Raw genomic sequence first — 26,241 nt, 5'->3', positions numbered from 1 at the left:
CTACTGGATAGCTATATGTTGTTAGTTGATTCTCACTGCCATCTTGACGGACTGGATTACCAGTCTTTGCATAAAAATGTCACCGATGTGCTTGAAAAAGCGCAATGCCGGGATGTTGGGTTTGTGTTGGCTGTTGCAACCACATTGACTGGTTTTCGCGCGATGACTGAGCTTATCGGTGAAAGAGAGAATGTCGCTTTTTCCTGTGGAGTACATCCGCTTAATCAGGATGCGCCTTATGATTATGCTGAACTGCGCGAGTTGGCTTCTTCTCCTGCGGTGGTGGCAATGGGGGAAACCGGCCTGGATTATTATTATCAGCAGGAAACCAAAGTGCAGCAACAAGCGTCTTTTCGGGAGCATATCCGCATTGGCCGCGAGTTAAACAAACCGGTCATTGTGCATACCCGTTCGGCCCGTGAAGACACGTTGACGATTCTGGAAGAAGAAAATGTAGAAGCCTGCGGCGGCGTATTACACTGTTTTACAGAAGATCTGCCAACAGCAAGGAAACTGCTGGATATGGGGTTCTATATCTCTTTTTCAGGTATTGTCACGTTTCGTAATGCAGAAGAGCTACGCGAGGTTGCTCGATATATACCGCTGGACAGAATGCTGATTGAAACTGATTCACCGTGGCTAGCACCGGTGCCCTATCGGGGCAAAGAAAATCAGCCTGCCTATGTCCGTGACGTCGCTGAATATTTGTCTGTCCTCAAAGGCGTCAGTCTGGAAACGTTGGCAATGACCACCACCCATAACTTTTCACAGCTATTTCATATTGATTCAGCACGGTTGACCGCCACTGAATAGTGGTTGAGAATAGCCGGGTTTTTTTTCGCTTCGTAATTAATGGACAAGAATATAAGTCTAACTCGGCATGTATCTGGGCCGGGTTGTGGCTTTTTTTAGTGATTGATAGCAAATAACGAGACTTTTAGTATGGATGCTGTCTATCCGTACATTAAAACGTGACTGTTATCAAACATTGAACACGACATTTATTTTACTCTGCGTAAAAATTATAAGGGTGCTAAGACACCCAACACCGGGAAGAATGTTATCCCCACCTTCAATGCCATATAAGAAATAAAAGTACTAGCACTATATACTCAGGAGCACTCTCAATTATGTTTAAAAACGCATTTGCAAACCTGCAAAAAGTAGGTAAGTCGCTCATGCTGCCGGTATCTGTACTGCCTATTGCAGGTATTTTGCTGGGCGTCGGATCGGCCAATTTTAGCTGGTTACCTGCGGTTGTCTCTAGTGTCATGGCACAAGCCGGTGATTCGGTATTTGCCAATATGCCACTGATTTTTGCTATTGGTGTCGCGCTGGGCTTCACCAATAACGACGGTGTTTCAGCACTGGCTTCAGTAGTCGCCTATGGCATCATGGTCAAAACCATGGCCGTTGTGGCACCATTGGTACTGCATTTGCCAGCGGCAGAAATCGCTGCCAAGCATTTGGCCGATACTGGGGTTCTGGGGGGGATTATTGCAGGCGCCATTGCGGCGTACATGTTTAATCGTTTCTACCGCATTCAGTTGCCGGAGTATCTGGGTTTCTTCGCCGGTAAACGGTTTGTACCGATTATTTCCGGACTGGCTGCAATTATCACAGGTCTGGTTCTGTCTTTCATTTGGCCACCAGTGGGAAGCGTTATCCAGACTTTCTCTCAGTGGGCGGCTTATCAGAACCCGGTAGTAGCCTTCTTTATCTACGGTCTTGTCGAACGTAGCCTGGTACCGTTTGGTTTACACCATATCTGGAACGTACCTTTCCAGATGCAGATTGGTGAGTTCACCAATGCGGCGGGTCAGGTATTTCATGGCGATATTCCTCGTTACATGGCGGGTGACCCGACTGCTGGCAAACTGTCTGGTGGTTTCCTGTTTAAAATGTACGGTCTGCCGGCTGCGGCCATTGCCATTTGGCATACAGCCAAACCGGAAAATCGCGCTAAAGTCGGTGGGATTATGATCTCTGCGGCATTGACCTCTTTCCTGACAGGGATCACTGAGCCGATTGAGTTCTCTTTCCTATTTGTGGCGCCAATTCTTTATGTAATCCACGCTATTCTGGCAGGTCTGGCATTCCCGATCTGCATCCTGCTGGGTATGCGAGATGGCACCAGTTTCTCCCATGGCCTGATCGACTTCATCGTATTAAGTGGCCACGGTAGCAGACTGTGGTTGTTCCCGATTGTGGGCCTTGGTTATGCGCTCGTTTATTACACTATTTTCCGTGTGTTGATTGTCAAACTGGACTTGAAAACACCCGGTCGTGAAGATTCCACTATCGAGCAGCTCTCACAGAACAACACCGAAATGGCGGCTTCGTTGGTATCGGCATTCGGTGGTAAAGAAAATATCACTAATCTGGACGCTTGTATTACTCGTTTGCGTGTTAGCGTAAGCGATGTTGCCAAGGTGGATCAGGCTAGTCTGAAACAATTGGGTGCGGCCGGTGTTGTTGTTGCCGGCTCTGGTGTCCAGGCTATATTTGGTACCAAGTCTGATAACCTTAAAACCGATATGGATGACTATATCCGCAATCACTAAGCAAGATAGTGGTTGTTATTGGGAAGAGGGCGCGAAAGCGCCCTTTTTCATGCGTAAAAAACAGTCTGGACATGAAATCGATAATCGGTTCCCTCTCAGAGGATTTCAGCAGTAGGATAAAAGGACAACCGGTAGCAACATGATTAACCATACTTTGAAGGGAAGAGTGATGCAGATTTCAGCCGACCAGTTAATACAGATTTCGCGTGAATTGTTACGAAAGGCAGGATGTGGGGAAGATGAAGCGTTATGCGTGTCCGATCATCTGGTGGCCGCCAACCTGAAAGGACACGATAGCCATGGTGTCGGCATGTTGCCGGACTATGTCAGCTTTATTGCCCAAGGCTTGATGCACCCGAATACACCTGCGCGTTTATTACGTGATGCTGGTGCTGTGCTACAGTTTGCCGGTGATCGTGGCTTCGGTCAGCGTACCGGGAAAGAGGCGATGCAAGCTGCTATTGAGCGAGTAAAAACAACCGGTGTCTGCCTGATGACATTATCATCGACTTGCCATCTTGGCCGAATTGGAACGTATGGAGAAATGGCGGCCGAGGCCGGCATGATAGCCATCCACTTTGTTAACGTTAATGACCTGCCGCCGCTGGTTGCACCTTTTGGTGGCAGCGAAGCGCGTTTCGGAACCAATCCGATTTGTATTGCTTTCCCTGGCACTCACGAGCACCCAGCGTTTATTCTTGATTTTGCTACCAGCATGGTCGCGTTGGGGAAAACACGGGTGGCTTATCTGGCTGGCAAAAAATTTGATGACGATGTCATGCTGGACCAGAAAGGGCATCCGACCAACGATCCCCGTGTTATGTGGGAGGGCGAAAGTACCGGCGCGCTGAGGCCGATTGCTCTGCATAAAGGCGGTGGACTGGTACTGGCGGCAGAGTTGCTGGCCGGTATTTTGTCTGGTGGGGGAACGGTTCAGCCAAACAACCAACGCCAGGGAGCAATTGTGAACAACATGACGACCATTGTGATCGATCCTTCTCAGCTGGTTGCCATGGAGTGGCTGCAACGGGAATATGATGACATGCTGGAGTACGTCCGTTCCTCAAAAGCCACGGATCCGAATACACCAATATTGATTGCGGGTGAGCCGGAGATACAGACACGGCAACAGCGTACCGAGGTTGGTGTAACGGTTTCAGATCAGGAATGGCAGAGAATTGTCGCTGCCGGGCGTCAGCTGGGAATGTCCGCTACAGCATTTTCTGTATAACCATAGGGTTAGTTTGCTTAAAGCGACAAAGAAAGTTGAAAATAACCAGATTCAACACGCATACTGCCAGCACACTGCTAACCAGTGTCGATTTTTAAAGGATATATATCATGGCTGAAGAAACTATTTTTAGTAAAATTATCCGCCGGGAGATTCCTGCCGATGTGGTCTACCAGGATGAATTGGTCACGGCTTTCCGTGACATCGCACCACGAACACCTACCCATATTCTGATTGTTCCGAATGTGTTGATTCCAACCGTTAATGACACCACCGCCGAGCATGAAGCCGCTTTAGGTCGCATGATTACGGTTGCCGGAAAAATTGCGCAGCAGGAAGGGATTGCTGATGATGGTTACCGCTTGATTATTAATTGTAATCGTCATGGCGGACAGGAAGTTTATCACGTACATATGCACCTTCTTGGCGGATGTGCGCTGGGGCCTTTGCTGGCTATTTAATTTATGCCTGTCATGTGCAGATCCATTGATACCCTGTCCGGTGACGGTGTCATTTTTCTGACAACATGCAGAATATTTTTCAATGCACAGTAGCTGAAATGTGAGACAGGCACGTTTTCAGCGCTTTCGGTAGGCATGTTACGAGGATAAATATGAAAAAATATCTAGGACTATTGCTGTTGGCGCTGGTACTGGCTGGGTGTTCCAGCCGTCCACCCGAGTCTGGACAACCGCCTGCCAGCATTGAGCCGGTACAACCGGAAAAACCAGCATTGCCGCCACAAAGTGAGCCCCTACCTGTACCGCCTAAACTTCTGACATTTGACTGGGACGCGAGCATAACACCATTGATTGATCAGATGCTCAAGACGAGCGGCATCAACAAGGGCAGTATTCTGTTGGTGGATAACATGAAAAATAACACCAACGGTGCGCTGCAAACAGTCAACGCCACCACGTCTCTCTATCATGCACTGGCAGCTAACACGGTGTTTACGGTGGTGTCACGGGAACAATTAGCCGTTGCCCGACAAACATTGGGAATTTCTGCGGAGGATAGCCTGGGATCACGGACCAAAGCCATTGGTCTGGCGCGTTACATCGGCGCACAATATGCACTGTACAGCGATGTCAGTGGTGATGTGAATTCGCCCAATCTGGATATGCAACTGATGCTGGTACGAACCGGTGAAATCGTCTGGTCCGGCAGTGGCTCGGTACGCCAGTAAAAATGAGTTGGTGGCACTCATCCGTCAGGTTATCCCGACGGTGGTAGCCACCGGTTTTCATTTGGTGCCGATCAGCGGGCTGAGTTCGGAAAACTGGCGGATTTGCACGTCGCAAGGTGATTGGCTGGCACGTCCCCAGTTATTGGCGGGATTACAGATTGGTACTGATCGCCAGCGTGAGTTTGTGATATTGCGTCAGATGGCGGCGCATGGATTGTCGCCCCGACCGCTATGTTGGCAGCAAGGATGGCTGATTATTGAGTGGTTATCCGGCCATATCGCCACACAGGAGACATTCATTGATGCAGTCAATGATGGCAGTCTGGCTGTCAGTCTGGCGCGTTTGCATCAGCAAGCTGGCTATGGTTTTCCGCTTGATCTGAAAACACGGTTTGTCCGCCACTGGCAGTTGATGGACCCTGGTCGTCGTTCGCCGACATTATTAAAACGACATCAGATGTTTCAACATCGTCGCCTTCCTGAAGGTGGTATCTTCGCACCTCTGCATCTCGATATACATGCTGGCAATCTGCTGCAAAAACAGGATCAGTGGTGGTTTATTGACTGGGAGTATGCCGCTGATGGTGATATTGCGCTGGAAGTGGCTGGGCTATTTCGCGCCAATGATCTGAACGAGGCATCACAACAACGTTTTCTGGACGCGTATTGTCATCAGTGGCCGGGATTATGCCCTGATGTGCTCGGGCATCGGGTTTACCAGTGGTTACCCTGGGTCGACTTCATGATATTGATGTGGTACGAAGTGCGCTGGCAGCAAACACACCAGAAATCATTTTTGCAGGCTGCTGACGCGATGCGGCTGAGATTGGGAATAACACCTTGAAACGGCAGGAGCCGTGACCTATACCATACCGAGCGGATAAATAAAGGGGTTTTTGTGGGGCCGTTAATGTTAGATGTTGCCAGCTATGAGCTGGATGCTGAAGATCGTGAAGTTTTACAACATCCGTTGGTCGGTGGCGTGATTCTATTCAGCCGCAATTTTCATGATGTCGTACAGTTGCGAGAACTGGTGAGGCAAATCCGCCAGGTTTCTGGGGAGCGGCGGGTGATAGCGGTGGATCAGGAAGGTGGCAGGGTGCAACGGTTTCGTGAAGGTTTCACCACGTTGCCAGCAGCACAGGCATTTGCGGCACTCAACGATCTGCCCCGTGCCCAGCAGTTGGCGGAAGAGGCAGGGTGGCTGATGGCGGCGGAACTGGTGTCAATGGATATTGATATCAGTTTTGCCCCGGTATTGGACGTGGGTCATCAGTGTACCGCGATTGGCGAGCGTTCATTCCATGACCAACCGGAAATTGCATTGGCCGTGGCGGGGCGATTTATTGATGGTATGCACCGCGCGGGAATGAAAGTTACGGGTAAGCATTTTCCCGGACATGGTGCTGTTATTGCTGATTCGCATAAGGAAACCCCTCGAGATGACCGCCCGCTAGATCAAATTCGTACGCGCGATATGTGGATGTTTCGTGAGTTGATTTCACGTCAGCAGTTAGATGCCGTCATGCCTGCCCATGTCATTTATACTCATGCTGATCCGCATCCTGCCAGTGGTTCTCCTTACTGGTTAAAACAGGTACTTCGCCAGGAGCTGGGTTTTGGCGGCGTCATATTTTCTGATGATCTCTCAATGGAAGGTGCGGCTGTGTTGGGAAGTTATACGGAGCGTGCGCAGGCGGCTCTGGATGCCGGGTGTGATATGATTCTGGTGTGTAACCAACGTAAGGGCGCCGTCAGTGTACTGGATAATTTGTCTCCGGTTATGGCAGCGGGAATAAGCAATCTTTATCATCGGGGAACCTTTACCCGTCAGCAATTGCTAGACTCACCGCGTTGGAAACAGGCCAATCAAGCGTTGATTGCGTTGAATGAACAGTGGCAGACGTACAAGACGGATAAGCTATAAACACCTATTCTATTAGGTGATAACCTGGTGTGTCAGTAAATGCAGTGGTGAGGATACAGATGATTATCTACTTACACGGTTTTGATTCAAGCAGTCCCGGTAACCATGAAAAAGTACTGCAGTTGCAGTTCATTGACGACGATGTTCGTCTGGTTAGCTACAGCACATTACACCCCCGTCATGATATGCAACACCTACTGAAAGAAGTGGACAAACTGTTGCAGTTTAGTGCTGATGATCGTCCACTTATCTGTGGTGTCGGGCTGGGGGGATTTTGGGCAGAGCGTATTGGTTTTCTGTGTGATATTCGACAGGCTATCTTCAATCCTAATCTGTTTCCACAGGAAAACATGCTAGGGAAAATTGATCGTCCCGAAGAGTATGTGGATATAGCCACCAAATGCGTGGATAACTTTCGTGAAAAAAATCGTGATCGTTGTCTGGTAATGTTATCCCGTCAGGATGAAGTTCTTGATAGCCAACATACTGCCCAAGTGCTGGATAACTACTATGAAATTATTTGGGATGAAACTGAAACCCATAAATTCAAGAATATCTCACCGCATTTGCAGAGAATGAAAGCGTTTAAAACGCTGGGATAATTCCTTTCAAATTTCTTTTTTCTTTACCTCATCAGGCTCAGCATGATACGGGCCTGATGCACCTTTCTAAATGAATAAATCCACACTAACTTATTGAATTGCCATTTAAAATAGTGGTTCCGCGATCTATGTAACTAAAATAAATTGATATATATCAATTTTGGTATGACCAAATAACCACACATGTTATTCTGATGGAAATCACTTGGTTCAATTTAAACATAACACCATGTAATATAAGGTTATTATACATTTAACTTATTATTAACTATTGGTTCATGATTTTCTCAGGGGGTTATTTTGACATCAATGCCAATCAAAAAAATCGTGATTGTCGGTGGCGGCGCGGGCGGACTGGAACTGGCAACCAGTTTGGGTCAAAAACTAGGGCGCAAGGGTAGCGCTGAAATTACGTTGATTGATCGCAACCATAGCCATCTCTGGAAGCCGTTATTGCATGAAGTCGCCACCGGTTCACTGGATGATAATATGGATGCGTTGAGCTATCTGGCGCATGCCCGCCATCATCATTTCCGATTCCAGTTGGGTACGTTGACGGACATAGATCGTGAAAAAAAAGTGGTTCAACTGGCGGAAATCCGTAACGAACAGAGCGAACTTCTGGTTGTGGAGCGTACCTTACCATATGACATTCTGGTAATGGCGCTGGGTAGCGTGTCGAATGATTTCGGTACTCCTGGCGTTAAAGATCATTGCATCTTCCTGGATAACCCCAGGCAAGCACATCGTTTTCACAATGAAATGCTGAATCTGTTCCTGAAATTTACTGCCCACCATGGTAAGAAAGATCGGGTAAATATCGCTATTGTTGGTGGCGGTGCCACAGGGGTTGAGCTGTCCGCTGAACTGCACAATGCGGTTAAGCAACTGCATAGTTACGGGTTTGACGGATTAGATAATCAAGCACTGAACGTGACGCTGGTAGAAGCGGGCGAACGTATTCTGCCGGCGCTGCCAGCACGAATCTCTGCCGCCGCTCATCAGGAGTTAACCAATATTGGTGTTCGGGTATTGACTAAAACCATGGTGACCAGTGTGCAATCGGACGGATTGAATACCCGGGATGGTGAATTTATCAATGCCGATCTGATGGTTTGGGCAGCGGGTATTAAAGCACCAGACGCGATAAAGGACATTGCGGGTTTGGAAACCAACCGTATCAACCAGTTGGTGGTTGGGGCAACGTTACAGGCAACCCGTGATCCTGATATTTTTGCCCTTGGTGACTGCGCTTCCTGTCCGCAGCCAACAGGAGGTGTTGTGCCACCGCGTGCTCAGGCCGCGCACCAGATGGCGTCACGCTGCTATAGCAATATTCTTGCGCTACTGAATGGTCAGCCACTGAAACCTTATATATACAAGGATCATGGCTCACTGGTTTCGCTGTCTAAATTCAGCACGGTTGGCAGTCTGATGGGCAACCTGATGCGAGGATCGGTGATGATTGAAGGTCGAATCGCCCGTATCGTTTATATTTCCTTGTATCGTATGCATCAGATAGCACTACATGGATATATTAAAACGGGATTGATGATGCTGGTAGGTGGTATCAACCGAGTGATCCGTCCGCGTCTGAAGCTGCATTGATCGTTTGTCCCTTCTGGTCTGCATTCGGCAGGCCAGCTACATTATTGATACTCTACTCTGAGCAGCAGAATATCCCGTCTTTTTGCGCACTCTCGTTAAGAAAATTCCCAATTGGGTTTTTATTGTCACCAATCTGCTATTTTTAGTTAACAAATCCTATTGTGAGCGAGAAAGACATTGTGCAAACTCTCGCATGTTTACTGGCGGCGGCGGTGTATATGTCTCTATCCCTGAAAGATGGTTCTGTAGATGTAATCTCTGCGCTGCCGTGTAATGCATGTCGGGGAAGATGATGAACAATGTATAGTCATAGAGTCAGGAGGTTTCCTGTGAACAAATCAATGTTAGCGGGTATAAGTATCGGGATGGTTGCGGCATTGGGGCTGGCTGCAGCTGCCAGTTTGGATGTCTTTTCGTCCAAACCTCAGTTTGCGCAAGTGTTGACAGCGATTCCAATTAAAGAAACGGTGAAAACGCCACGTAAGGAGTGCCGTAATGTGACGGTCACACATCGTCAACCGGTGCAGGATGAAAATCGTCTTGCCGGTTCGTTACTGGGGGCAGTCGCGGGCGGTGTACTTGGACATCAGTTCGGTGGTGGTCGTGGTCAGGATGTGGCAACAGTTGCTGGTGCGCTGGCTGGTGGTTATGCCGGGAATCAAGTTCAGGGGAAAATGCAGAATAGTGATACCTATGTGACCTCCCAACAGCGTTGTAATACGGTCTATGATAAATCGCAGAAAATGCTGGGCTATGACGTGACCTATAAAATTGGTGATCGGCAAGGCAAAGTCCGAATGGATCACGATCCTGGCACCCAAATCCCACTGGACCGAAATGGCCAGTTAGTGCTTAATCCGCAGGTTTAAATTTGAGTATCAGATAAACAAAAACGGCGTTTTTACCGTAATGATTGTCGGTTATGAAACCCGGCTACATAGAAAAACACCACGTTAGGTATCTCTCTGGGAACCCAACGTGGTCCCTCTCCTTAACACAGGTCTAAGTGAACAGTATTAAGGTGTTGGCTAATATTATATAGCCAATGCTTTTTCCCGCTGGATATGGCTATTCAGTCATAAAGATTATCTGCCTGTACCGGGGCATGTATTTTACTCGGGCGAATGCGTTTAACCGAATCACGGATCACCAGCGTGCCATTCAATAGCAGATTACCCATTACTCTGTCCGGCTGCATAAGCTGGAGTTGTAGTAATCTGACGGCTTCTTTACCCAACTCGTCTCGTGGTACCTGCACCGACGTCAGGGGAATATCATGAATTGCTGCCAGATTAGCGCTATCCATACTCATGACAGAAACCTGCTGTGGTACGCGTAAATGGGCTTTATGCAATGCATTTATTACACCTGCCGCCATAAAATCACCGCCGACCAATATGACTGTCGGCATCTGTTCTGGCGAACAAGCGGCTAAAAATTCAGTGACTTTCTGTTCTGCCTCTGTCGTGCTAAATCCTTGAGTAGTCAAGAGACATCGCGCTTCGTCAAAGGATAAATTATGGCTTTGGTAGGCATCACGGATACCTGCCAGACGAAGCTCCATGGTGTAACGCCGCAGACATAAAAGAGTAAGTATCTCGCGGTGCCCTTGTTCAAATAAGTAGTTAGCTGAGAATTCGCCAATCAATTGATGTGCTGGCGAAACACCCGGTAGCTTCATTTTGCGATCAATACAGTTGATCAGAATGCAGGGTTTACCCAGGTCGGTTGCCAGTGCATGAACATAGGGATCATCAATACCCACCAACATGGCGGCTTCTGTTTCAGGATCACGCATTTTTTCCAGAAACAGCGCCACATCACAATCGTTCTCTTCCAGACCACAATATCGCAGGCGCACATCATGTAATGACAGCGCCTCGATGATGCTTTGAATAACGTTGTGATAAAAAATGTCAGACCGTACATTGAATGCCCGGGATGGCGCGAAAATCATCAAACTCTTCAGTAATAAACGCCCCACGACCAAATCATCCAATACGCCCTGCTGTCGGGCTGAATGGAGTATGCGTTCTCTGGCAGTGTTGCTGGTATTGGTTTTTCCCGACAACACACGAGAGACTGTACTGATCGAAAACCCCGTTTGTGCCGCGATTTCGCGTATTTTCAGGTTTCTTTTCATTTTGTGATCTCACTACATTTATCAAATGAAAAAATTTTCATGACAGATAAGTGGCTTTCATACGTGTGCTTTCTGTCGGAAAGATGCTTCTCTGAACATAACATGAAAATAATTGCAAAAATTCGGGTATTCCCAGGTTTTCAATTCTTCTATCTTGACTCAGACAAATCAACTCAGTGCTTATCACTGGGTTCATTAACCATAAAATGTTTAAAAAACAAAAAGATAAACATATAACTCTGCACAGCTCGATGATTGGCGGGTTTGGCATATAGCAGAACACTGTCAGTCAGTGCGGTCCTACAAGGAGATCATCATGAGTCTCGACATTAATCAGTCTTCATCAGTAATAAAAGAAAAACGTAAATTGAAAAATTTGCGCTGGTGGATGCTTGTCCTGTTCCTGCTTGGTGTAACGGTAAACTACATTACTCGCAACTCCCTGGGTATTCTGGCCCCGGAACTGAAAACCAGCCTCAATATCAGTACTGAACAATATTCATGGATTGTCGGCGCTTTCCAACTGGCCTATACCATTTTCCAGCCATTATGCGGTTGGTTGATAGATGTGATTGGCCTGAAAGTGGGCTTTATGGTCTGCGCCATTATCTGGGCAATGATGAGCCTGTTACACGCAGGCGTCAGTGGCTGGTTACAGCTTGCTGTTCTGCGTTTCTTTATGGGCGGAGCGGAGGCGGCCGCTACTCCGGCCAATGCCAAAACCATTGGTGAATGGTTCCCCAAAAAAGAGCGCCCAATTGCGGCCGGTTGGGCCGGGGTCGGGTTTTCCATTGGTGCGATGTTGGCACCGCCGATTATTGTTCTGGCTCACGTGTCTTTTGGCTGGCAAGGTGCATTTTTGTTTTCCGGTCTGCTGGCAATGGTGTGGGTGGTACTCTGGGGGGTGTTTTACCATAGCCCGGAAACGCATCCCAATTTGAGTCGTGAAGAGCTGGCAATTATCAAGCAGGATAATGAACCGGCTCCGGTCAGGCAGCCGTTTTTCACTGCGTTGGCGACGGTGGCAAAGAATAAGCGTTTTTATGGTATCGCTATTCCGGCATTCATGGCGGAGCCGGCGTGGGCCGTACTGAGTTTCTGGGTTCCGCTGTATCTGGCCAAAGACCAGGGAATGGATTTGAAGCATATTGCCATGTTTGCCTGGCTGCCTTTTCTGGCGGCTGATTTTGGTAGTGTAATCAGTGGTTATCTGACCCGGTTATATGCTCGGTTGTTTGGTTGTTCCCGGATTAACTCCGTCGTCGCCAGCTCAGTAACCGGTGCCTTTCTGATGATATCGTTGGCGTTGGTCAGCATAACTAAAGACCCTTACGTCGCTATCATGTTGATTTCGATTGGTGGATTTGGTCATCAGGTGATCTCGTGCATGCTCAGTGCGCTGGTGGTGGAATCGTTTGACAAAGGGCAGATGGCCACTGTCAACGGTATGCGCGGATCTTTCGCCTGGATTGCCAGCTTTCTATTCTCACTGTTGATCGGTGTGACTGCGGACAAGATTGGTTTTAACCCGTTGTTTATCGCCATGGGCTTTTTCGATCTGTTTGGTGCAGTGTTCCTGATTGCATTTATCGCTGAGCGTCGCTCACGAGTACATTAAATCTGCTATCGCCATAATGAAAAAGAGTTACGCATGAAAACACTAAAAAACTGGGTATTCCATCAGCAAACCGCTGATCGGATTGAGTTACTGGTTGATGATAGGCATATTTTCCAACTTTATGTTCTTGAACCTGGCCTATGTCGGGTATTAATTAAACAGGATGGAAAGTTACACCTGAACCGTACCTGGAGTATTGCACCGCAGCAGGATGTGCCGTGGCAGGGGCGGTCGCGTGAAAGTACGGATGGATTTAGTCTGCCAGGGTTCTCCCTGCGACAACAGGATGGTGAGTTACAACTCAGTACTGATCGCCTGCGAATAACGATTCATCAGCCTTTGGGGCTGGAGTGGGAATATTGCGATTCGCAGGGCAAATGGCAGCCATTAGCCGCCGATCGGCCGACCGGCGCGTATCTGCTGAATCAACATGGTGATGGCGTTGAGCATTATCAACGCCGTTTCCCTGAAGATCATTACTACGGTTTGGGAGAGAAAAGCGGCGATCTCAATCGGACGGGCCGTCGGTTTGAATTCCGTAATCTGGATGCAATGGGGTATAACGCGGCAACGACGGATCCGCTCTATAAACATCTTCCCTTTACCATTACTCACCGTAGAAACGTCAGTTTTGGTGTTTTTTATGACAACCTCAGCACGACATGGCTCGATTTGGGCAATGAAATCGACAATTACCATCAGCCATACCGACGCTATCAGGCACAAGCCGGCGATCTGGATTACTATCTGTTTCTCGGCCCCCAAATTCTGGCGGTGACTAAAGCATTTGTCCGGTTGACCGGGAAAACCCTGTTCGGACCTAAATGGAGTCTGGGATACAGTGGCTCAACTATGCACTATACCGATGCGCCTGATGCTCAGCAGCAGCTAATGAAGTTTATCGCGTTGTGTCAACAACACGATATTCCCTGTGATTCGTTTCAACTCTCTTCCGGATATACTTCGATCGGTAGCAAGCGCTATGTTTTTCACTGGAATCGGGACAAAGTGCCGAGCCCGCAGATTATGTCGCAAGCCTTTCATGATGCGGGCATCAAACTTGCCGCTAATATCAAACCTTGCCTGTTACAGGATCATCCACGGTATCAGGAGGTCGCCTCACAAGGCTTGTTCATCCGTGATGCCGATTGTGACGCTCCCGAGCGTTCCAGTTTCTGGGATGATGAAGGTTCCCATCTCGACTTCACCAATCCGGCGACGGTGGCATGGTGGCAAGAGAACATCACGCTCCAATTGTTGGAAAATGGCATAGATTCGACCTGGAATGACAATAATGAATTTGAAGTCTGGGACAAAGAGGCTCGTTGTCACGGGTTTGGTGAAGAAATTGCCATCAAACATATCCGACCTGTTATGCCATTACTGATGATGCGGGCCTCACTGGAAGCTCAGCAACGGTTTTCCCCACAGTTACGTCCTTATCTGATTTCTCGCTCTGGTTGTGCGGGAATGCAACGTTATGTCCAGACCTGGAGTGGCGATAATCGTACCAGTTGGCAGACGCTGCGTTATAACACCCGTATGGGAATTGGAATGAGCCTGTCGGGGTTATATAACATCGGCCATGACGTTGGGGGATTCTCCGGGCATCAACCGGATGCGGAACTGTTTGTGCGTTGGGTACAAAACGGGATTATGCATCCACGCTTTACCATTCATTCGTGGCATGACGATGGTACGGTCAATGAGCCGTGGATGTATCCGGCGGTAACACCAATCATTCGTGATGCCATCATGCTGCGCTACCGGTTGTTACCATACTTTTATACGTTGTTGTGGCTGGCCAGCGCCGAAGATGAACCTATGCTGCGCGCGACCTTTCTCGATCATGAGCATGATTTACAGACGTTTGTCGAAACCGATGACTTCATGTTGGGACGGGATCTGCTGGTTGCCAGTGTGGTAGAACCGGGACAACGACAACGTCAGGTCTATCTGCCGGATAATGAGACCGGCTGGTATGAATTTTATAGTGGTCAATGGTACAGCGGGGGACAAGCGATAACACTGGATGCGCCATTGGAACGTTTACCGTTGATGGTAAGGGCCGGGGCTATGATTCCGGTTGCTGCACGGACGCGCTTTGTTTGCCAGGCCGATGATGACCAGCGAGCGTTTTTGGTATTCCCACCACTTGCTGCAGGGCAACAGCGTGGCGTGTTGTTTGAAGATGATGGAGAAACCCATCGTTGGCGGCAGGGAGATGCATTATGGCTGTACTGGGAAATGACGTGTGATAGCCAGCGTATTGATGTTTGTTTCACCCCGAAGGGCAATTTCCATCCGGCTTGGCAGCACATTACACTGCAATTGCCACCGGGAGAAAAACGGCAACTGTACATTAACTCGCGTAAAACCGATTGTTATTCTCTCTGAGTAATAGTCCATTGTTGTAGAGGAACGCGTTACGCTAGCATAGGTCAACGCGTTTCTTATTCCAATTGCAGTCGTAAAATAGAAAGTTGCAGGTTTATCAATATGATCGTCGGCGTTATTATCTGAGATAATGAGTGAGATTAACCGGCTTATCGAGGATGAAAAATGCTGGATAGCACACAATTACATTGTTATCTCCAGAGAATTGGCGTTGATTCACTGCCTTCAGAACCGTTATTGTTATTACGAACTCTGCATATCGCTCATCTCAGAAATATCCCGTTTGAAAATCTGGATGTGGTTTTTAAAAGAAAGATAACACTGAGTCAATCCGCTATTTATAAAAAAGTTATTGAAAATGGACGCGGTGGTTTCTGTTATGAACTAAATTATGGCTTCTACCTGTTATTAAAAACCCTGGGTTTTACTACGCAGTTGCTATCTGGCCGGGTATTTAATGTTGAAGGATATGGCGCTTATTTTGACCATCTGCTTTTACTGGTTGATCTGGATAACCAGACGCTCATCGCTGATGTGAGTTTTGGTGATTCATTTTGTATTCCGCTTTTACTGGATGGAACGGTTTCTCATGAAGATGCCGCGAGCTATAAAATTATTCCTTTTGATGATGGCTATCAGTTGTTACAAAAGAAACCGCATGTCGACTGGGCACCGTTGTATATTTTTGATTTACATCCCTGGCAGTTGGATGATTTCGCGGTTATGGCCGATTATCATCAAACATCCTCTCAATCGTTGTTTACGAAAAAATCGATTTGTAGTCGGGTAACGGAAGATGGTCGAATAACGTTGTCGGATAATCAATTAATTATTACGCGGCAGGGCAACAGAACTGAAAACGTCATTACGGATTGTAGCCGTTATATTGAGTGCTTAAGCCACCATCTCGGAATCTGTTTGCCGGAAGATTATAACGTTCAACACTGGTTTGACTCGTTAGCTTCTCCATTATGAAATAATTCAAATCCACAATTAGCAAAAAACTCAGTTCACGATATAAGGCGTTCAGACCCCATAGTCTGAACGCCTGAGAGAGAATGGCAGAAGCTGTAGCTGCTATTGGCATTAGCCAGCTAGTTTGATTTATGCTTCCCGGAACACAATTTCCGCCCAGCGGGCCAGGCCTGCGGTGACAGAACCGAAATCATCGCCACTGGCAATCGGGATGCCGGGCAGACACTGCTGTACGGCGTCGCGCAACAGCGGTGAGCGGGCGCTGCCGCCTGTCAGATAAATGACATCCGGTCGAGTCTGTCCGTCTTTCTGCACCAGCGCAATCTGCTGCTTGATATGTTCCAGCGGCTGGACAATTGCCTCTTTCAACTGACTAGTGGAGATCCGGGTTGTCAGATCGGGTGCAATGAAGGGCAAATCAGCCAGTGTGGTTTCACTCGCCGAAAGCGCAATCTTGTGCTCTTCAGCCACACGTACCAACCGATAACTCAGCTTTTGTTGCCAGACGGTCAATAATCGTTTTACCTGCTCAGGTTCGTGGGCGTCACGAATCAGGTCGCGCAGAAGCTTCCCACATGCCGCACTGTAAAATTCGCTTTGTGCCGGTACATCATTAATGGCAACGGCATTCCACCAAGGCAGAATCGGCAATGCTGTCCCTTTTTCCGTGCTGCCATTCATCCCGAGCAACGGGCAAAGTTGTTTGAAAGCCAGCATAATATCCAGATCGTTACCACCAACCCGGCAGCCGCTGTGCCCGAGCAAACTCTGCTGACGTTCGTGTTTCCGGTGCCAGTTTGGTCCCATCAATAGCATTGAGCAATCGGTGGTACCGCCGCCGATATCCACTACCAGCACGCGTTTCTCTTCGTGCAGCGTGGCCTCAAAATCCAGCCCGGCTGCGACCGGTTCAAATTGAAACACCACATCCTGAAATCCGGCACGTTGTGCGGCCCGCGCCAGAATACCTTGCGCTTGCTGGTTGGATTCTTCGCCGCCGATACCTTGAAAATTAATCGGACGACCAATTACAGCACGATTAATGTTATCACCGAGCTGTCGCTCAGCCTGTAGGCGGATATGCAGCATCATGGCGCAGACCAGGTCTTCAAACAGAGCCACCTGTTGTACTTTCAAGCCAATGGCGCCAAGAAAGGATTTCGGCGATTTAACAAACCAGACTTCTTGCGGGTCGTCCATATAGTGTGACAGTGAGGCTTGGCCAAACTGAACACTACCGGAGTGAACGTGAATATCCTCTTCGCGGTTAAGGTTGATCGCCCGCTGTAATAATTGCGCATTTTCCCCGTCGGCAGGCACCTGATGGTGACGCCATAGCCATTCACTGACGGCTTCTCGCATTGGCGCACAAAGCATCGACGGCATATAGGGTGAACCGTTTTCCAATGGAAGTAGCCGTGGTGTACCCTGGTCCATTACCGCGACAGAGCAGTTTGCCGTGCCATAATCAAAACCCACAAACATTGTTATATCCCCATGCCATTAGAGAAGGGGCGGGAATTTACCGCTTTAAAGAGGCAGTTGTAAAGATGGATGACTGATAAATATCTGTTTTGATAATAAGGTGTCAGAGGGCTGCACTTAGGGTGTATCTTCACTGAGGCTTGTTTATCGTTGTCGCGTGTCTTCAATCTACGGTTTATCCAGCCATGTTTTTACCAATTCAGCAAAAGGCATGGGTATTGAAAACAGGTAACCCTGTAGAAAATCAATTTTTCTGCTGGAAAGAAACTCAGCCTGAAATTCAGTTTCTACGCCTTCGGCGATAGTTACTAATCGCATTTTCTGTGCCATATCAATGACGCAGTTCACCAGTACGCTGGCTTGCGGGTCTTCTCGATTAATCATACTGACAAATGATTTATCAATTTTGATGATATTTACTTGTAGCTTTCTGAGATAGTCAAAATTTGAATATCCAGTACCAAAGTCATCCAGTGCGATCAAAATACCTGCTGCACTCAGCTTTTTGAAAAATGAAATAGTTTCCGGGGTGATATCAATTTTTTCACGTTCGGTAATTTCAACCATCAACCGAATTTTTTTATCACCGAGCGCATCCATGAAATTCTGGCAATCGGTGATAAAATCATCGTATTGACAATGCTGTGCGCTGATATTAATGCCAATGTGCAAGCCGTCGGGCAGCTTATCCAGATAAAAACTGAGATCCTGGATGACACGGTTCATTAGTGACCGCGTCAAAGGAATAATCAGACCACTTTGTTCGCACAATGGAATAAATACGTCCGGAGATATAATTCCTGTTCGGGGATGATTCCACCTGGCCAGTACCTCAAAACCATATATTTCGCGTGACTCGGTAGTTATTACCGGTTGATAGAAAGGAATGATTTCCTGATTTCGAATGGCTCTTTTTATTTCATCATAAGGTGATTTGTTTTGTGTTAAGTATTTATAAGTCAAAACCCCGGAACTGAGTGAAATCAGCAAAATAACCAGGAATGTCATTTTTTCCTGATGCCAGAAATCGTTAAGCGAATAGTCATCGGCGGAAGAGAATAAAACGGCAAAATGATATCGGTTGGACGGGATGATAACAAAATTACGATGATTGTCCGGATTGAATGGCATCACTTTACCGTCAACGGAAATCCAGGTATAGCCAGCTTGCATATACAAGCTCCGTCGCTTACTGAGAAAATTAAGTACGCTGATGAGGGGGGGGACATGAATGCCTATTCCCACACTACCGTTAGGGGTGGTTTTCAGGTACATCAACAAGGGGGTATTTGGCGTAACTGTGTTGCCGGCTAATAACGCCAGTTGGCCTTTATAAAAACGTTCCAGCATTGCCGGGCGATGGTCTACACCAAATAACGAGGAGCAATAAACCACATTGTCTTTAATCAGGCTTACGGTTCTCAGATGACTCTCTCTGGCCGCCATCATATTGAGCTTTCTGATGACGTCGGGGGTACAGGATCGCCTCAGCAAGGGGATGCTGAGTTCAGCCGTCTGTTGCGCTTCATTAATAACCTTTTCAATATTATTGACAGCTTCCTCAGCATTAGATGCCGCTAATTTATAATCAGCCTGATAATCCTGATAATAAATAATCCCCACCCCGATGATTAGCATCGTTAAAAAGGTTAAAGAAGCAATTAGTTTATTCATCTATTCATGGCCTCTACCAACCTTCTTGTCTTGCTATATCGGCGCTTGTAACGCCGACTTGAATTAAACCATGATAGTTTTGATGAAAAACGTCATACTGCACAAGTGTGTTGTGCCATATTTCCCAATAGATTGTCGATAAATTCAAGACGTTGCTGGCGGTCAGTCAAATCCTTGACAAATTTTAACCGTGCAGGGCCATCCAGCCGATAAACCTTGGGTTCCCGTTGTAGCAAACCAATCAGGTGTGTGGGATCAACACAGTTATTTTGACTAAATTCGATAAAACCGCCTTTTTCGTTACTTTCAATTCGTTTAATTCCAAGTTTACGTGCCTGCTGGCGTAGCGCGGCAATCTGCAGCAGGCTGCGGGTGGCATCTGGCAGTTGTCCAAAGCGATCAATTAGCTCGACTTTTAGATCATCCAGCTCGTTTGTTTGTTTGGCGCTGGCGATACGCTTATAGAATGAGAGCCGGGTATTTACATCCGGGATGAAGCCATCAGGCAAGAGCGCCGGCAAGCGTAGTTCCACATCGGTCTGACTGCTGATGAGATCTTCCAATGAGGGTTCGCGGCCTGCTTTGAGCGATTCGACAGCACTTTCCAGCAGTTCCATATACAGTGAAAACCCGACACTTTCCATCTGGCCGCTTTGATCTTCCCCCAGCAATTCACCGGCACCACGAATTTCCAAATCGTGAGTGGCCAGCGCAAAACCGGCGCCCAAATCTTCCAGCGAGGCAATGGCTTCGAGGCGTTTGTGTGCATCGACACTCATTGCTTTGGGATTCGGCGTCAGCAGATAGGCGTATGCTTGATGGTGAGAGCGCCCCACGCGTCCGCGTAACTGGTGCAATTGTGCCAGACCAAAATGGTCGGCCCGCTCGATGATGATGGTGTTGGCGCTGGGAATGTCGATACCGGTTTCAATAATAGTAGTACATACCAGCACATTGAAACGCTGATGATGGAAATCGTTCATGACGCGTTCCAGATCGCGTTCACGCATCTGACCATGTCCGATGGTGATGCGAGCTTCCGGCACCAGTTCATTCAGACGTTGCGCCGCCTTTTCAATATTTTCGACATCGTTATAGAGATAATACACCTGACCACCACGCAGAATTTCACGCAGGATCGCTTCCTTCACTACCAGACTGTCATATTCACGCACGAACGTTTTCACCGCCAGACGTCGCGCCGGTGGGGTGGCGATAATAGACAGATCACGCATACCACTCATTGCCATGTTTAGCGTGCGGGGAATTGGTGTGGCGGTCAGTGTCAGGATATCCACATCGGCACGCATAGCTTTAATGCGCTCTTTGTGTCGGACACCAAAGCGGTGTTCTTCATCTACGATCAGCAAGCCGAGATCGTGCCAGTGCACATCACTCTGCAACAACTTGTGGGTGCCGATCAGAATGTCGACTTTCCCGTCCAGCGTCTGTTCCAGTATCTTGGTTTGTTCACGCTGGCTGCGGAAACGGGAGAGCATCTCGATTTTTACCGGCCAGTTGGCAAAGCGATCGAGGAAATTGTCATAGTGCTGCTGAGCCAGCAGTGTCGTAGGTACCAGCACCGCAACCTGTTTATGGTTTTCTATGGCCAGAAACGCGGCACGCATAGCCACTTCGGTTTTACCGAATCCCACATCACCGCACACCAGACGGTCCATCGCCAGCGGACGGCACATATCACTCAACACCGCGTTGATGGCTTGTTCCTGATCGGGTGTGGTTTCAAACGGAAATCCCTGACAGAACAACTGATACTGCTGTTTATCATGCTTAAAGGCAAAACCGCTCTTGGCGGCTCGCTGTGCATAGATATCCAGCAACTCGGCCGCGACATCGCGTACTTTTTCTGCTGCTTTCTGTCGGGCGCGTACCCAGGCGTCGCCGCCCAGCTTGTGCAGTGGGGCACTGTCGTCGGCACCGCCAGCATAACGACTGATCAGATGCAGGGAGGATACCGGAACATAGAGCTTGTCCGCTCCGGCGTAATTCAGAATCAGATATTCAGCTTTGATGCCACCCGTTTCCAACGTGGTCAGACCAGCATAACGTCCAACTCCATGCTCCAGATGAACTACCGGCTGACCGGGACGTAACTCGGCCAGATTACGGATCAGTGTATCGGCATTGATGGTACGTCGATTATCTTGACGACGACGGCTGACGCGTTCTCCCAGCATATCGCTTTCGCAGATCAGCGCTCGCTGACGTAGCGTGTCAATAAAGCCGTGTTCGCTGGCCCCAATCAGTAGATAAGGGCCTTTGGTTTTAGCCTGTTCCAGACGGGTAATAGGAGAGGGTGCCAGCTTGATGCGGGACAGCAGTTCCTGCAAGGTTTCACGGCGGCCTTCGCTTTCTACGGAGAAGATAATCTGACCGGTAAACTGTTCCACAAAGCGGCGTAACGCATCCAGCGGAGCCTTGAGCTGATGCTGGACTGCAAGATCGGGCAGAGACTGGTAGCCCAGGTTCACGTTAGCGGTTTTGTGTGGCAGTGTATCGGTACGAAGTTGTACGCGTGGCCAGTTTTTCAACTCCCCGAACAGGACGTCAACCGGTAGCCATAATACGTCGGGTGACAACAATGGACGCATGGGGTCAATGCGGCGGTTTTCAAAGCGCTGCTGGATATCCAGCCAGAAACGCTCCGCACTTTGTTGGATATCGCCACTGTTTACGATCAGCGAGTTATCCGGAAGATAGCTGAACAACGACGGTAAAGGCTGGTTGAAAAACAGCGGCTGCCAGTATTCAATACCCGCCGGCCAGCTATTTTTACTGACTTGCTGGTAGATATGTTCGGCATCACGGCGGACATCAAACTGCTCGCGCCACTGACTACGGAACAGCTCGATTGCTGTTTTGTCAGTCGGAAATTCATGTGCGGGCAGCAGGTTAATATGGCTGACTTCACTCAGTGTGCGCTGGGTATCGATATCAAACAGACGCAGACTATCGATTTCGTCGTCGAAAAAATCGATGCGGAAGGGTTCTTCACTTCCCATCGGAAACAAGTCCAGCAAGGCTCCCCGGGTGGCAAACTCACCGTGCTCCATCACTTGGTCGACACTGCGATAACCCGCCTGCTCCAGTTGTGACCGTAACCTGTCCCGTGACAGGTGCTGCCCTTGTTTCAAGACCAGCGCATGACCATGCAGGAACGAATGCGGGCATACTTTCTGCATCAGGGTGTTGATCGGCAGAATCAGTACGCCGCGTTTCAATGTTGGTAACTGATACAGCGTGGATAAACGACTTGAGATAATTTCCTGATGAGGAGAGAAGCTATCGTAAGGTAGCGTTTCCCAGTCAGGCAGTGTGATGACCGGATGTTCGGTAAATTGCTGAACCTCATCCCGTAACCGCAAGGCATTTTGCATATCAGGGGCGATGAGCACGACCAACCCGGTATGGCGTTCAATGATTTCGGCACATTCTACGGCGCAGGCAGCGCCAGTCAGTTGTCCCAGCAGGCGTTGCTCACCCATTTTGCATGGCAACGTATAACGATATTGTTCAGGCATAATCTGATTATCAGGTCTCAGCCTCAGTATCCGTCAAGAAAAAGCCGGAGAGAGAGGTAGTTAGGGTTCCATAAAGCGGTGCTACCCTTTATTATCCTTGATCACTTTGCTTTAGCAACCTCATCCAGACGGATTTCATGTATCAACCTGTCGCTTTATTTATTGGCTTGCGCTACATGCGTGGGCGGGCCTCGGATCGTTTCGGGCGTTTTGTTTCCTGGCTGTCAGCTATTGGCATCACGCTGGGGGTAATGGCGTTAGTCACCGTGTTATCCGTTATGAACGGATTCGAGCGAGAGCTGGAGAACAATATCCTGGGGCTGATGCCGCAGGCGCTTATCACCACTCCCCTGGGGTCACTTGACCCGAAAACACTACCTGCTTCCTCGCTTGACAGTCTGAAGGGGATAAAACGTATTGCCCCGTTGACCACCGGTGAAGTGGTTTTGCAGAGTGCCCGCAGTGTGGCGGTCGGCGTGATGCTGGGTATTAATCCTGATGAGCCGGACCCGTTGTCTTCTTATCTGGTTAATACCCGGCAGCAACAATTACAGCCAGGGAGTTATCAAGTGATTCTTGGCGAGAAGTTGGCGAGCCAACTAGGGGTGAAGCGAGGCGATCAACTGCGTCTGATGGTGACCAGCGCCAGCCAACTGACACCGATGGGGCGTATCCCGAGTCAGCGTTTGTTCACTGTCGCGGGTACCTTCGCCGCCAATAGTGAGGTAGACGGTTATGAACTGTTGGTTAATCAACAGGATGCTTCACGTCTGATGCGCTACCCGCTGGGCAATATTACCGGCTGGCGTCTGTGGCTTCAGCAACCATTGAGTGTCGATACGCTCAGTCGGCAGACACTGCCGCCTGGGACGGTGTGGAAAGATTGGCGGGAACGTAAGGGCGAATTATTTCAGGCGGTAGGAATGGAGAAAAACATGATGGGACTGTTGCTCAGCCTAATCATCGCCGTTGCCGCTTTTAATATCATTACTTCACTGGGGTTACTGGTGATGGAAAAACAGGGCGAGGTTGCCATCCTGCAAACGCAGGGGCTGACCCGAGGTCAGATTATGGCGGTATTTATGGTACAGGGTGGTAGTGCCGGGATTATTGGCTCACTATTGGGGGCGTTGTTAGGCATGTTGCTGGCCAGCCAGCTTAATGCATTGATGCCAATGTTGGGGTTGTTGATTGATGGTGGTGCACTGCCGGTCATGATCATGCCGGAACAGGTGGCGGTTATTGCGTTGATCTCAATGCTGATTGCGCTGCTTTCCACGCTTTATCCTTCCTGGCGCGCGGCCGCCGTACCTCCTGCTGAGGCTTTACGTTATGAATAATTCATTTTTATTGCAGTGTAACCGCCTGTGCAAACGCTATCAGGATGGAAAACTGTCTACCGATGTGCTGCGCGATGTCTCTTTTGAGATGCGCAGCGGAGAAATGATGGCTATTGTCGGCAGTTCTGGTTCTGGTAAAAGTACGCTGCTGCATTTGCTGGGAGGCTTGGATTCTCCCACTTCGGGAGACGTTATTTTCAAGGGTAAAGCACTGGATAAACTCTCTTCTGCTGCCAAAGCTGGGCTTCGTAACCGGGAATTGGGATTTATTTATCAGTTTCATCACCTGTTGCCGGATTTTTCTGCGCTGGAGAATGTTGCCATGCCGTTACTAATTGGCAAGGTTGCCCCCGGGGAGGCGAAAGAAAAGGCCCTTGAAATGTTGGCAGCGGTAGGTCTGGAAAAACGGAGTCAACATCGTTCTTCCGAGCTTTCCGGGGGGGAACGCCAGCGGGTTGCCATTGCTCGTGCACTGGTTAACAACCCGTCGTTAGTGCTGGCAGATGAACCGACCGGCAACCTTGATCAGCATACTGCGGATACCATTTTTGAGTTATTGGGTGAACTGAATGTACGTCAGGGGACGGCATTCCTGGTTGTGACCCATGACTTGCATCTTGCCGGTCGTCTGAGCCGTCAACTGGAGATGCGTGATGGTCAGTTGCAGTTGATGGGAGCGCAACAATGACGTTTCCTCCGCTCTCCCTGCTGGTTGGTTTGCGCTTTAGTCGTGGCAGGCGGCGTAGCGGCATGGTGTCACTGATTTCGGTGATTTCCACCATCGGTATTGCTCTGGGGGTCGCCGTCCTGATTGTGGGGCTGAGTGCGATGAATGGCTTTGAGCGCGAATTGAACAATCGTATTCTGGCAGTGGTGCCTCATGGGGAGATTGAACCAGTTAACCCACCTTTTATCGGGTGGCAGGCACTGTTGCCGAAAATTGAGCAAGTGCCGGGGATTGTAGCTGCGGCACCTTACATCAATTTTACCGGCTTGCTGGAAAATGGCGCTAATTTGCGGGCCATTCAGATGAAAGGTGTTGATCCCCAGCAGGAAAAACGTCTCAGTGCGTTGCCGAATTTTGTCTTGAATAATGCCTGGTCACGGTTTCATTCCGGTGAACAGCAGGTCATCCTGGGTAAAGGTGTAGCTGATTCGCTACATGTTAAAGCGGGCGATTGGGTGACGGTCATGATTCCTAATAGCGATCCACAGATGAAGCTGCTGCAACCTAAACGTATTCGTTTACACGTCAGTGGTATCCTGCAATTGAGTGGCCAGTTGGATCACAGTCTGGCGCTGGTGCCACTGGCAGATGCGCAACAGTATCTGGAGATGGGGGATAATGTTACTGGTATTGCGATTAAGGTCAAAGATGTGTTTGCCGCTGATAAGCTGGTGCGGGATGCTGGTAAAGCCACCAATGACTACGTCTATATTCGCAGTTGGATCGGTACCTATGGCTATATGTACCGTGATATTCAGATGATCCGCACTATTATGTATCTGGCGATGGTGCTGGTGATCGGTGTGGCCTGCTTTAACATCGTTTCAACGTTGATTATGGCCGTGAAGGATAAAAGTAGTGATATCGCGGTGTTGCGCACGTTGGGTGCCGGAGATGGACTGATTCGTGCCATTTTCGTCTGGTATGGTTTGCTGGCGGGATTGCTGGGCAGTGTTGTCGGTGCGGTTATCGGCGTTATCGTCACGTTGCGGCTAACCGCGATTGTCCGCGGTATTGAAGCATTGACCGGGCATCGTTTTTTATCTGGTGATATCTATTTTATTGACTTCTTGCCGTCTGAACTGCACATGACTGATGTGGTGAGTGTGCTGGTAACCGCGCTGCTTTTGAGTCTGATTGCCAGTTGGTATCCGGCTCGTCGGGCCAGCCGCATTGATCCTGCCCGGGTATTAAGCGGACAATAATCATCGCAGCAGCA

Annotated in this window: 20 protein-coding genes; 16 read left to right on the top strand and 4 right to left on the bottom strand. The window is 48.7% G+C overall.

From position 1 onward, the window contains the following. Positions 1–15: 15 nt before the first annotated feature. The 10 genes from PCO85_12665 to PCO85_12620 all read left to right on the top strand — a co-directional run bounded on the left by PCO85_12665 (position 16) and on the right by PCO85_12620 (position 9,990). Positions 16–813: a metal-dependent hydrolase gene (locus PCO85_12665; GenBank protein WJV52109.1), complete on the top strand. Its 798-nt coding sequence runs from the start codon at positions 16–18 to the stop codon at positions 811–813. Positions 814–1,130: 317 nt separating this feature from the next. Then, positions 1,131–2,564, top strand: coding sequence for a PTS glucose transporter subunit IIBC (ptsG, locus tag PCO85_12660; GenBank protein ID WJV52108.1), 1,434 nt, complete (start codon positions 1,131–1,133; stop codon positions 2,562–2,564). Positions 2,565–2,733: 169 nt separating this feature from the next. Then, the gene (locus PCO85_12655; GenBank protein ID WJV52107.1) at positions 2,734–3,795 is read left to right on the top strand and encodes a malate/lactate/ureidoglycolate dehydrogenase; all 1,062 of its coding nucleotides are present in this window, start codon (positions 2,734–2,736) and stop codon (positions 3,793–3,795) included. Positions 3,796–3,905: 110 nt separating this feature from the next. Next, entirely contained in the window at positions 3,906–4,256 is a 351-nt protein-coding gene (gene hinT, locus PCO85_12650; GenBank protein WJV52106.1) for a purine nucleoside phosphoramidase, read from the top strand. Between the two features lie 152 nt (positions 4,257–4,408). Continuing rightward, on the top strand, positions 4,409–4,984 hold the full coding sequence (gene lpoB, locus PCO85_12645; GenBank protein ID WJV52105.1) for a penicillin-binding protein activator LpoB: 576 nt from the start codon (positions 4,409–4,411) through the stop codon (positions 4,982–4,984). Then, a complete protein-coding gene (locus PCO85_12640; protein WJV52104.1) occupies positions 4,944–5,828 on the top strand; it encodes a phosphotransferase in 885 nt (294 codons plus the stop codon). Before lpoB ends, PCO85_12640 begins: the two co-directional genes overlap by 41 nt. 54 nt (positions 5,829–5,882) lie before the next feature. Further along, on the top strand, positions 5,883–6,911 hold the full coding sequence (gene nagZ, locus PCO85_12635) for a beta-N-acetylhexosaminidase (protein WJV52103.1): 1,029 nt from the start codon (positions 5,883–5,885) through the stop codon (positions 6,909–6,911). Between the two features lie 59 nt (positions 6,912–6,970). Continuing rightward, the gene (ycfP, locus tag PCO85_12630; GenBank protein WJV52102.1) at positions 6,971–7,513 is read left to right on the top strand and encodes an alpha/beta hydrolase YcfP; all 543 of its coding nucleotides are present in this window, start codon (positions 6,971–6,973) and stop codon (positions 7,511–7,513) included. Positions 7,514–7,813: 300 nt separating this feature from the next. Beyond that, the gene (locus PCO85_12625) at positions 7,814–9,121 is read left to right on the top strand and encodes an NAD(P)/FAD-dependent oxidoreductase (protein WJV52101.1); all 1,308 of its coding nucleotides are present in this window, start codon (positions 7,814–7,816) and stop codon (positions 9,119–9,121) included. Between the two features lie 329 nt (positions 9,122–9,450). Then, a complete protein-coding gene (locus PCO85_12620) occupies positions 9,451–9,990 on the top strand; it encodes a glycine zipper 2TM domain-containing protein (GenBank protein WJV52100.1) in 540 nt (179 codons plus the stop codon). Between the two features lie 203 nt (positions 9,991–10,193). Here the strand turns inward: PCO85_12620 and PCO85_12615 are convergent, their stop codons facing one another. Next, positions 10,194–11,264: a LacI family DNA-binding transcriptional regulator gene (locus tag PCO85_12615; GenBank protein ID WJV52099.1), complete on the bottom strand. Its 1,071-nt coding sequence runs from the start codon at positions 11,262–11,264 to the stop codon at positions 10,194–10,196. Between the two features lie 316 nt (positions 11,265–11,580). On the opposite strand from PCO85_12615, the gene PCO85_12610 reads away from it, so the two are divergent. From PCO85_12610 to PCO85_12600, 3 genes are all read left to right on the top strand, one after another. Continuing rightward, positions 11,581–12,882: an MFS transporter gene (locus PCO85_12610; GenBank protein WJV52098.1), complete on the top strand. Its 1,302-nt coding sequence runs from the start codon at positions 11,581–11,583 to the stop codon at positions 12,880–12,882. Between the two features lie 33 nt (positions 12,883–12,915). Further along, entirely contained in the window at positions 12,916–15,279 is a 2,364-nt protein-coding gene (locus tag PCO85_12605; GenBank protein ID WJV52097.1) for a glycoside hydrolase family 31 protein, read from the top strand. Positions 15,280–15,444: 165 nt separating this feature from the next. Beyond that, positions 15,445–16,254: an arylamine N-acetyltransferase gene (locus PCO85_12600; GenBank protein WJV52096.1), complete on the top strand. Its 810-nt coding sequence runs from the start codon at positions 15,445–15,447 to the stop codon at positions 16,252–16,254. A gap of 129 nt (positions 16,255–16,383) precedes the next feature. Here PCO85_12600 and yegD read toward each other — a convergent pair whose 3' ends face one another. From yegD to mfd, 3 genes are all read right to left on the bottom strand, one after another. Then, a complete protein-coding gene (gene yegD / locus PCO85_12595) occupies positions 16,384–17,739 on the bottom strand; it encodes a molecular chaperone (protein ID WJV52095.1) in 1,356 nt (451 codons plus the stop codon). 168 nt (positions 17,740–17,907) lie between these two features. Then, on the bottom strand, positions 17,908–19,413 hold the full coding sequence (locus PCO85_12590) for an EAL domain-containing protein (protein WJV52094.1): 1,506 nt from the start codon (positions 19,411–19,413) through the stop codon (positions 17,908–17,910). A gap of 92 nt (positions 19,414–19,505) precedes the next feature. After that, on the bottom strand, positions 19,506–22,955 hold the full coding sequence (gene mfd, locus PCO85_12585) for a transcription-repair coupling factor (GenBank protein ID WJV52093.1): 3,450 nt from the start codon (positions 22,953–22,955) through the stop codon (positions 19,506–19,508). Between the two features lie 137 nt (positions 22,956–23,092). Between mfd and lolC the strand changes: the two genes are divergently transcribed. From lolC to lolE, 3 genes are read left to right on the top strand one after another with little or no spacing between them, the layout of a single operon-like run. Then, the gene (gene lolC / locus PCO85_12580; GenBank protein ID WJV52092.1) at positions 23,093–24,295 is read left to right on the top strand and encodes a lipoprotein-releasing ABC transporter permease subunit LolC; all 1,203 of its coding nucleotides are present in this window, start codon (positions 23,093–23,095) and stop codon (positions 24,293–24,295) included. Further along, a complete protein-coding gene (gene lolD, locus PCO85_12575) occupies positions 24,288–24,983 on the top strand; it encodes a lipoprotein-releasing ABC transporter ATP-binding protein LolD (GenBank protein ID WJV52091.1) in 696 nt (231 codons plus the stop codon). Before lolC ends, lolD begins: the two co-directional genes overlap by 8 nt. Next, positions 24,980–26,227, top strand: coding sequence for a lipoprotein-releasing ABC transporter permease subunit LolE (lolE, locus tag PCO85_12570; protein ID WJV52090.1), 1,248 nt, complete (start codon positions 24,980–24,982; stop codon positions 26,225–26,227). Before lolD ends, lolE begins: the two co-directional genes overlap by 4 nt. The last annotated feature ends 14 nt before the right edge of the window (positions 26,228–26,241 follow it).

The organism is Prodigiosinella aquatilis, from assembly GCA_030388725.1.
Classification (GTDB): Bacteria; Pseudomonadota; Gammaproteobacteria; order Enterobacterales; family Enterobacteriaceae; genus Prodigiosinella; species Prodigiosinella aquatilis.
Note: the sequence above shows the minus strand (reverse complement) of the source record. Positions and strands in the feature narration are given on the sequence as shown.

Coding starts and splice junctions, on each gene's coding strand:
- PCO85_12610 (WJV52098.1), top strand. CDS start 11,581: ATGAGTCTCGACATTAATCAGTCTTCATCAGTAATAAAAGAAAAACGT.
- mfd (WJV52093.1), bottom strand. CDS start 22,955: ATGCCTGAACAATATCGTTATACGTTGCCATGCAAAATGGGTGAGCAA.
- lolC (WJV52092.1), top strand. CDS start 23,093: ATGTATCAACCTGTCGCTTTATTTATTGGCTTGCGCTACATGCGTGGG.
- PCO85_12615 (WJV52099.1), bottom strand. CDS start 11,264: ATGAAAAGAAACCTGAAAATACGCGAAATCGCGGCACAAACGGGGTTT.
- yegD (WJV52095.1), bottom strand. CDS start 17,739: ATGTTTGTGGGTTTTGATTATGGCACGGCAAACTGCTCTGTCGCGGTA.
- PCO85_12605 (WJV52097.1), top strand. CDS start 12,916: ATGAAAACACTAAAAAACTGGGTATTCCATCAGCAAACCGCTGATCGG.
- PCO85_12655 (WJV52107.1), top strand. CDS start 2,734: ATGCAGATTTCAGCCGACCAGTTAATACAGATTTCGCGTGAATTGTTA.
- hinT (WJV52106.1), top strand. CDS start 3,906: ATGGCTGAAGAAACTATTTTTAGTAAAATTATCCGCCGGGAGATTCCT.
- PCO85_12600 (WJV52096.1), top strand. CDS start 15,445: ATGCTGGATAGCACACAATTACATTGTTATCTCCAGAGAATTGGCGTT.
- PCO85_12590 (WJV52094.1), bottom strand. CDS start 19,413: ATGAATAAACTAATTGCTTCTTTAACCTTTTTAACGATGCTAATCATC.
- PCO85_12665 (WJV52109.1), top strand. CDS start 16: ATGTTGTTAGTTGATTCTCACTGCCATCTTGACGGACTGGATTACCAG.
- ycfP (WJV52102.1), top strand. CDS start 6,971: ATGATTATCTACTTACACGGTTTTGATTCAAGCAGTCCCGGTAACCAT.
- ptsG (WJV52108.1), top strand. CDS start 1,131: ATGTTTAAAAACGCATTTGCAAACCTGCAAAAAGTAGGTAAGTCGCTC.
- lpoB (WJV52105.1), top strand. CDS start 4,409: ATGAAAAAATATCTAGGACTATTGCTGTTGGCGCTGGTACTGGCTGGG.
- lolE (WJV52090.1), top strand. CDS start 24,980: ATGACGTTTCCTCCGCTCTCCCTGCTGGTTGGTTTGCGCTTTAGTCGT.
- lolD (WJV52091.1), top strand. CDS start 24,288: ATGAATAATTCATTTTTATTGCAGTGTAACCGCCTGTGCAAACGCTAT.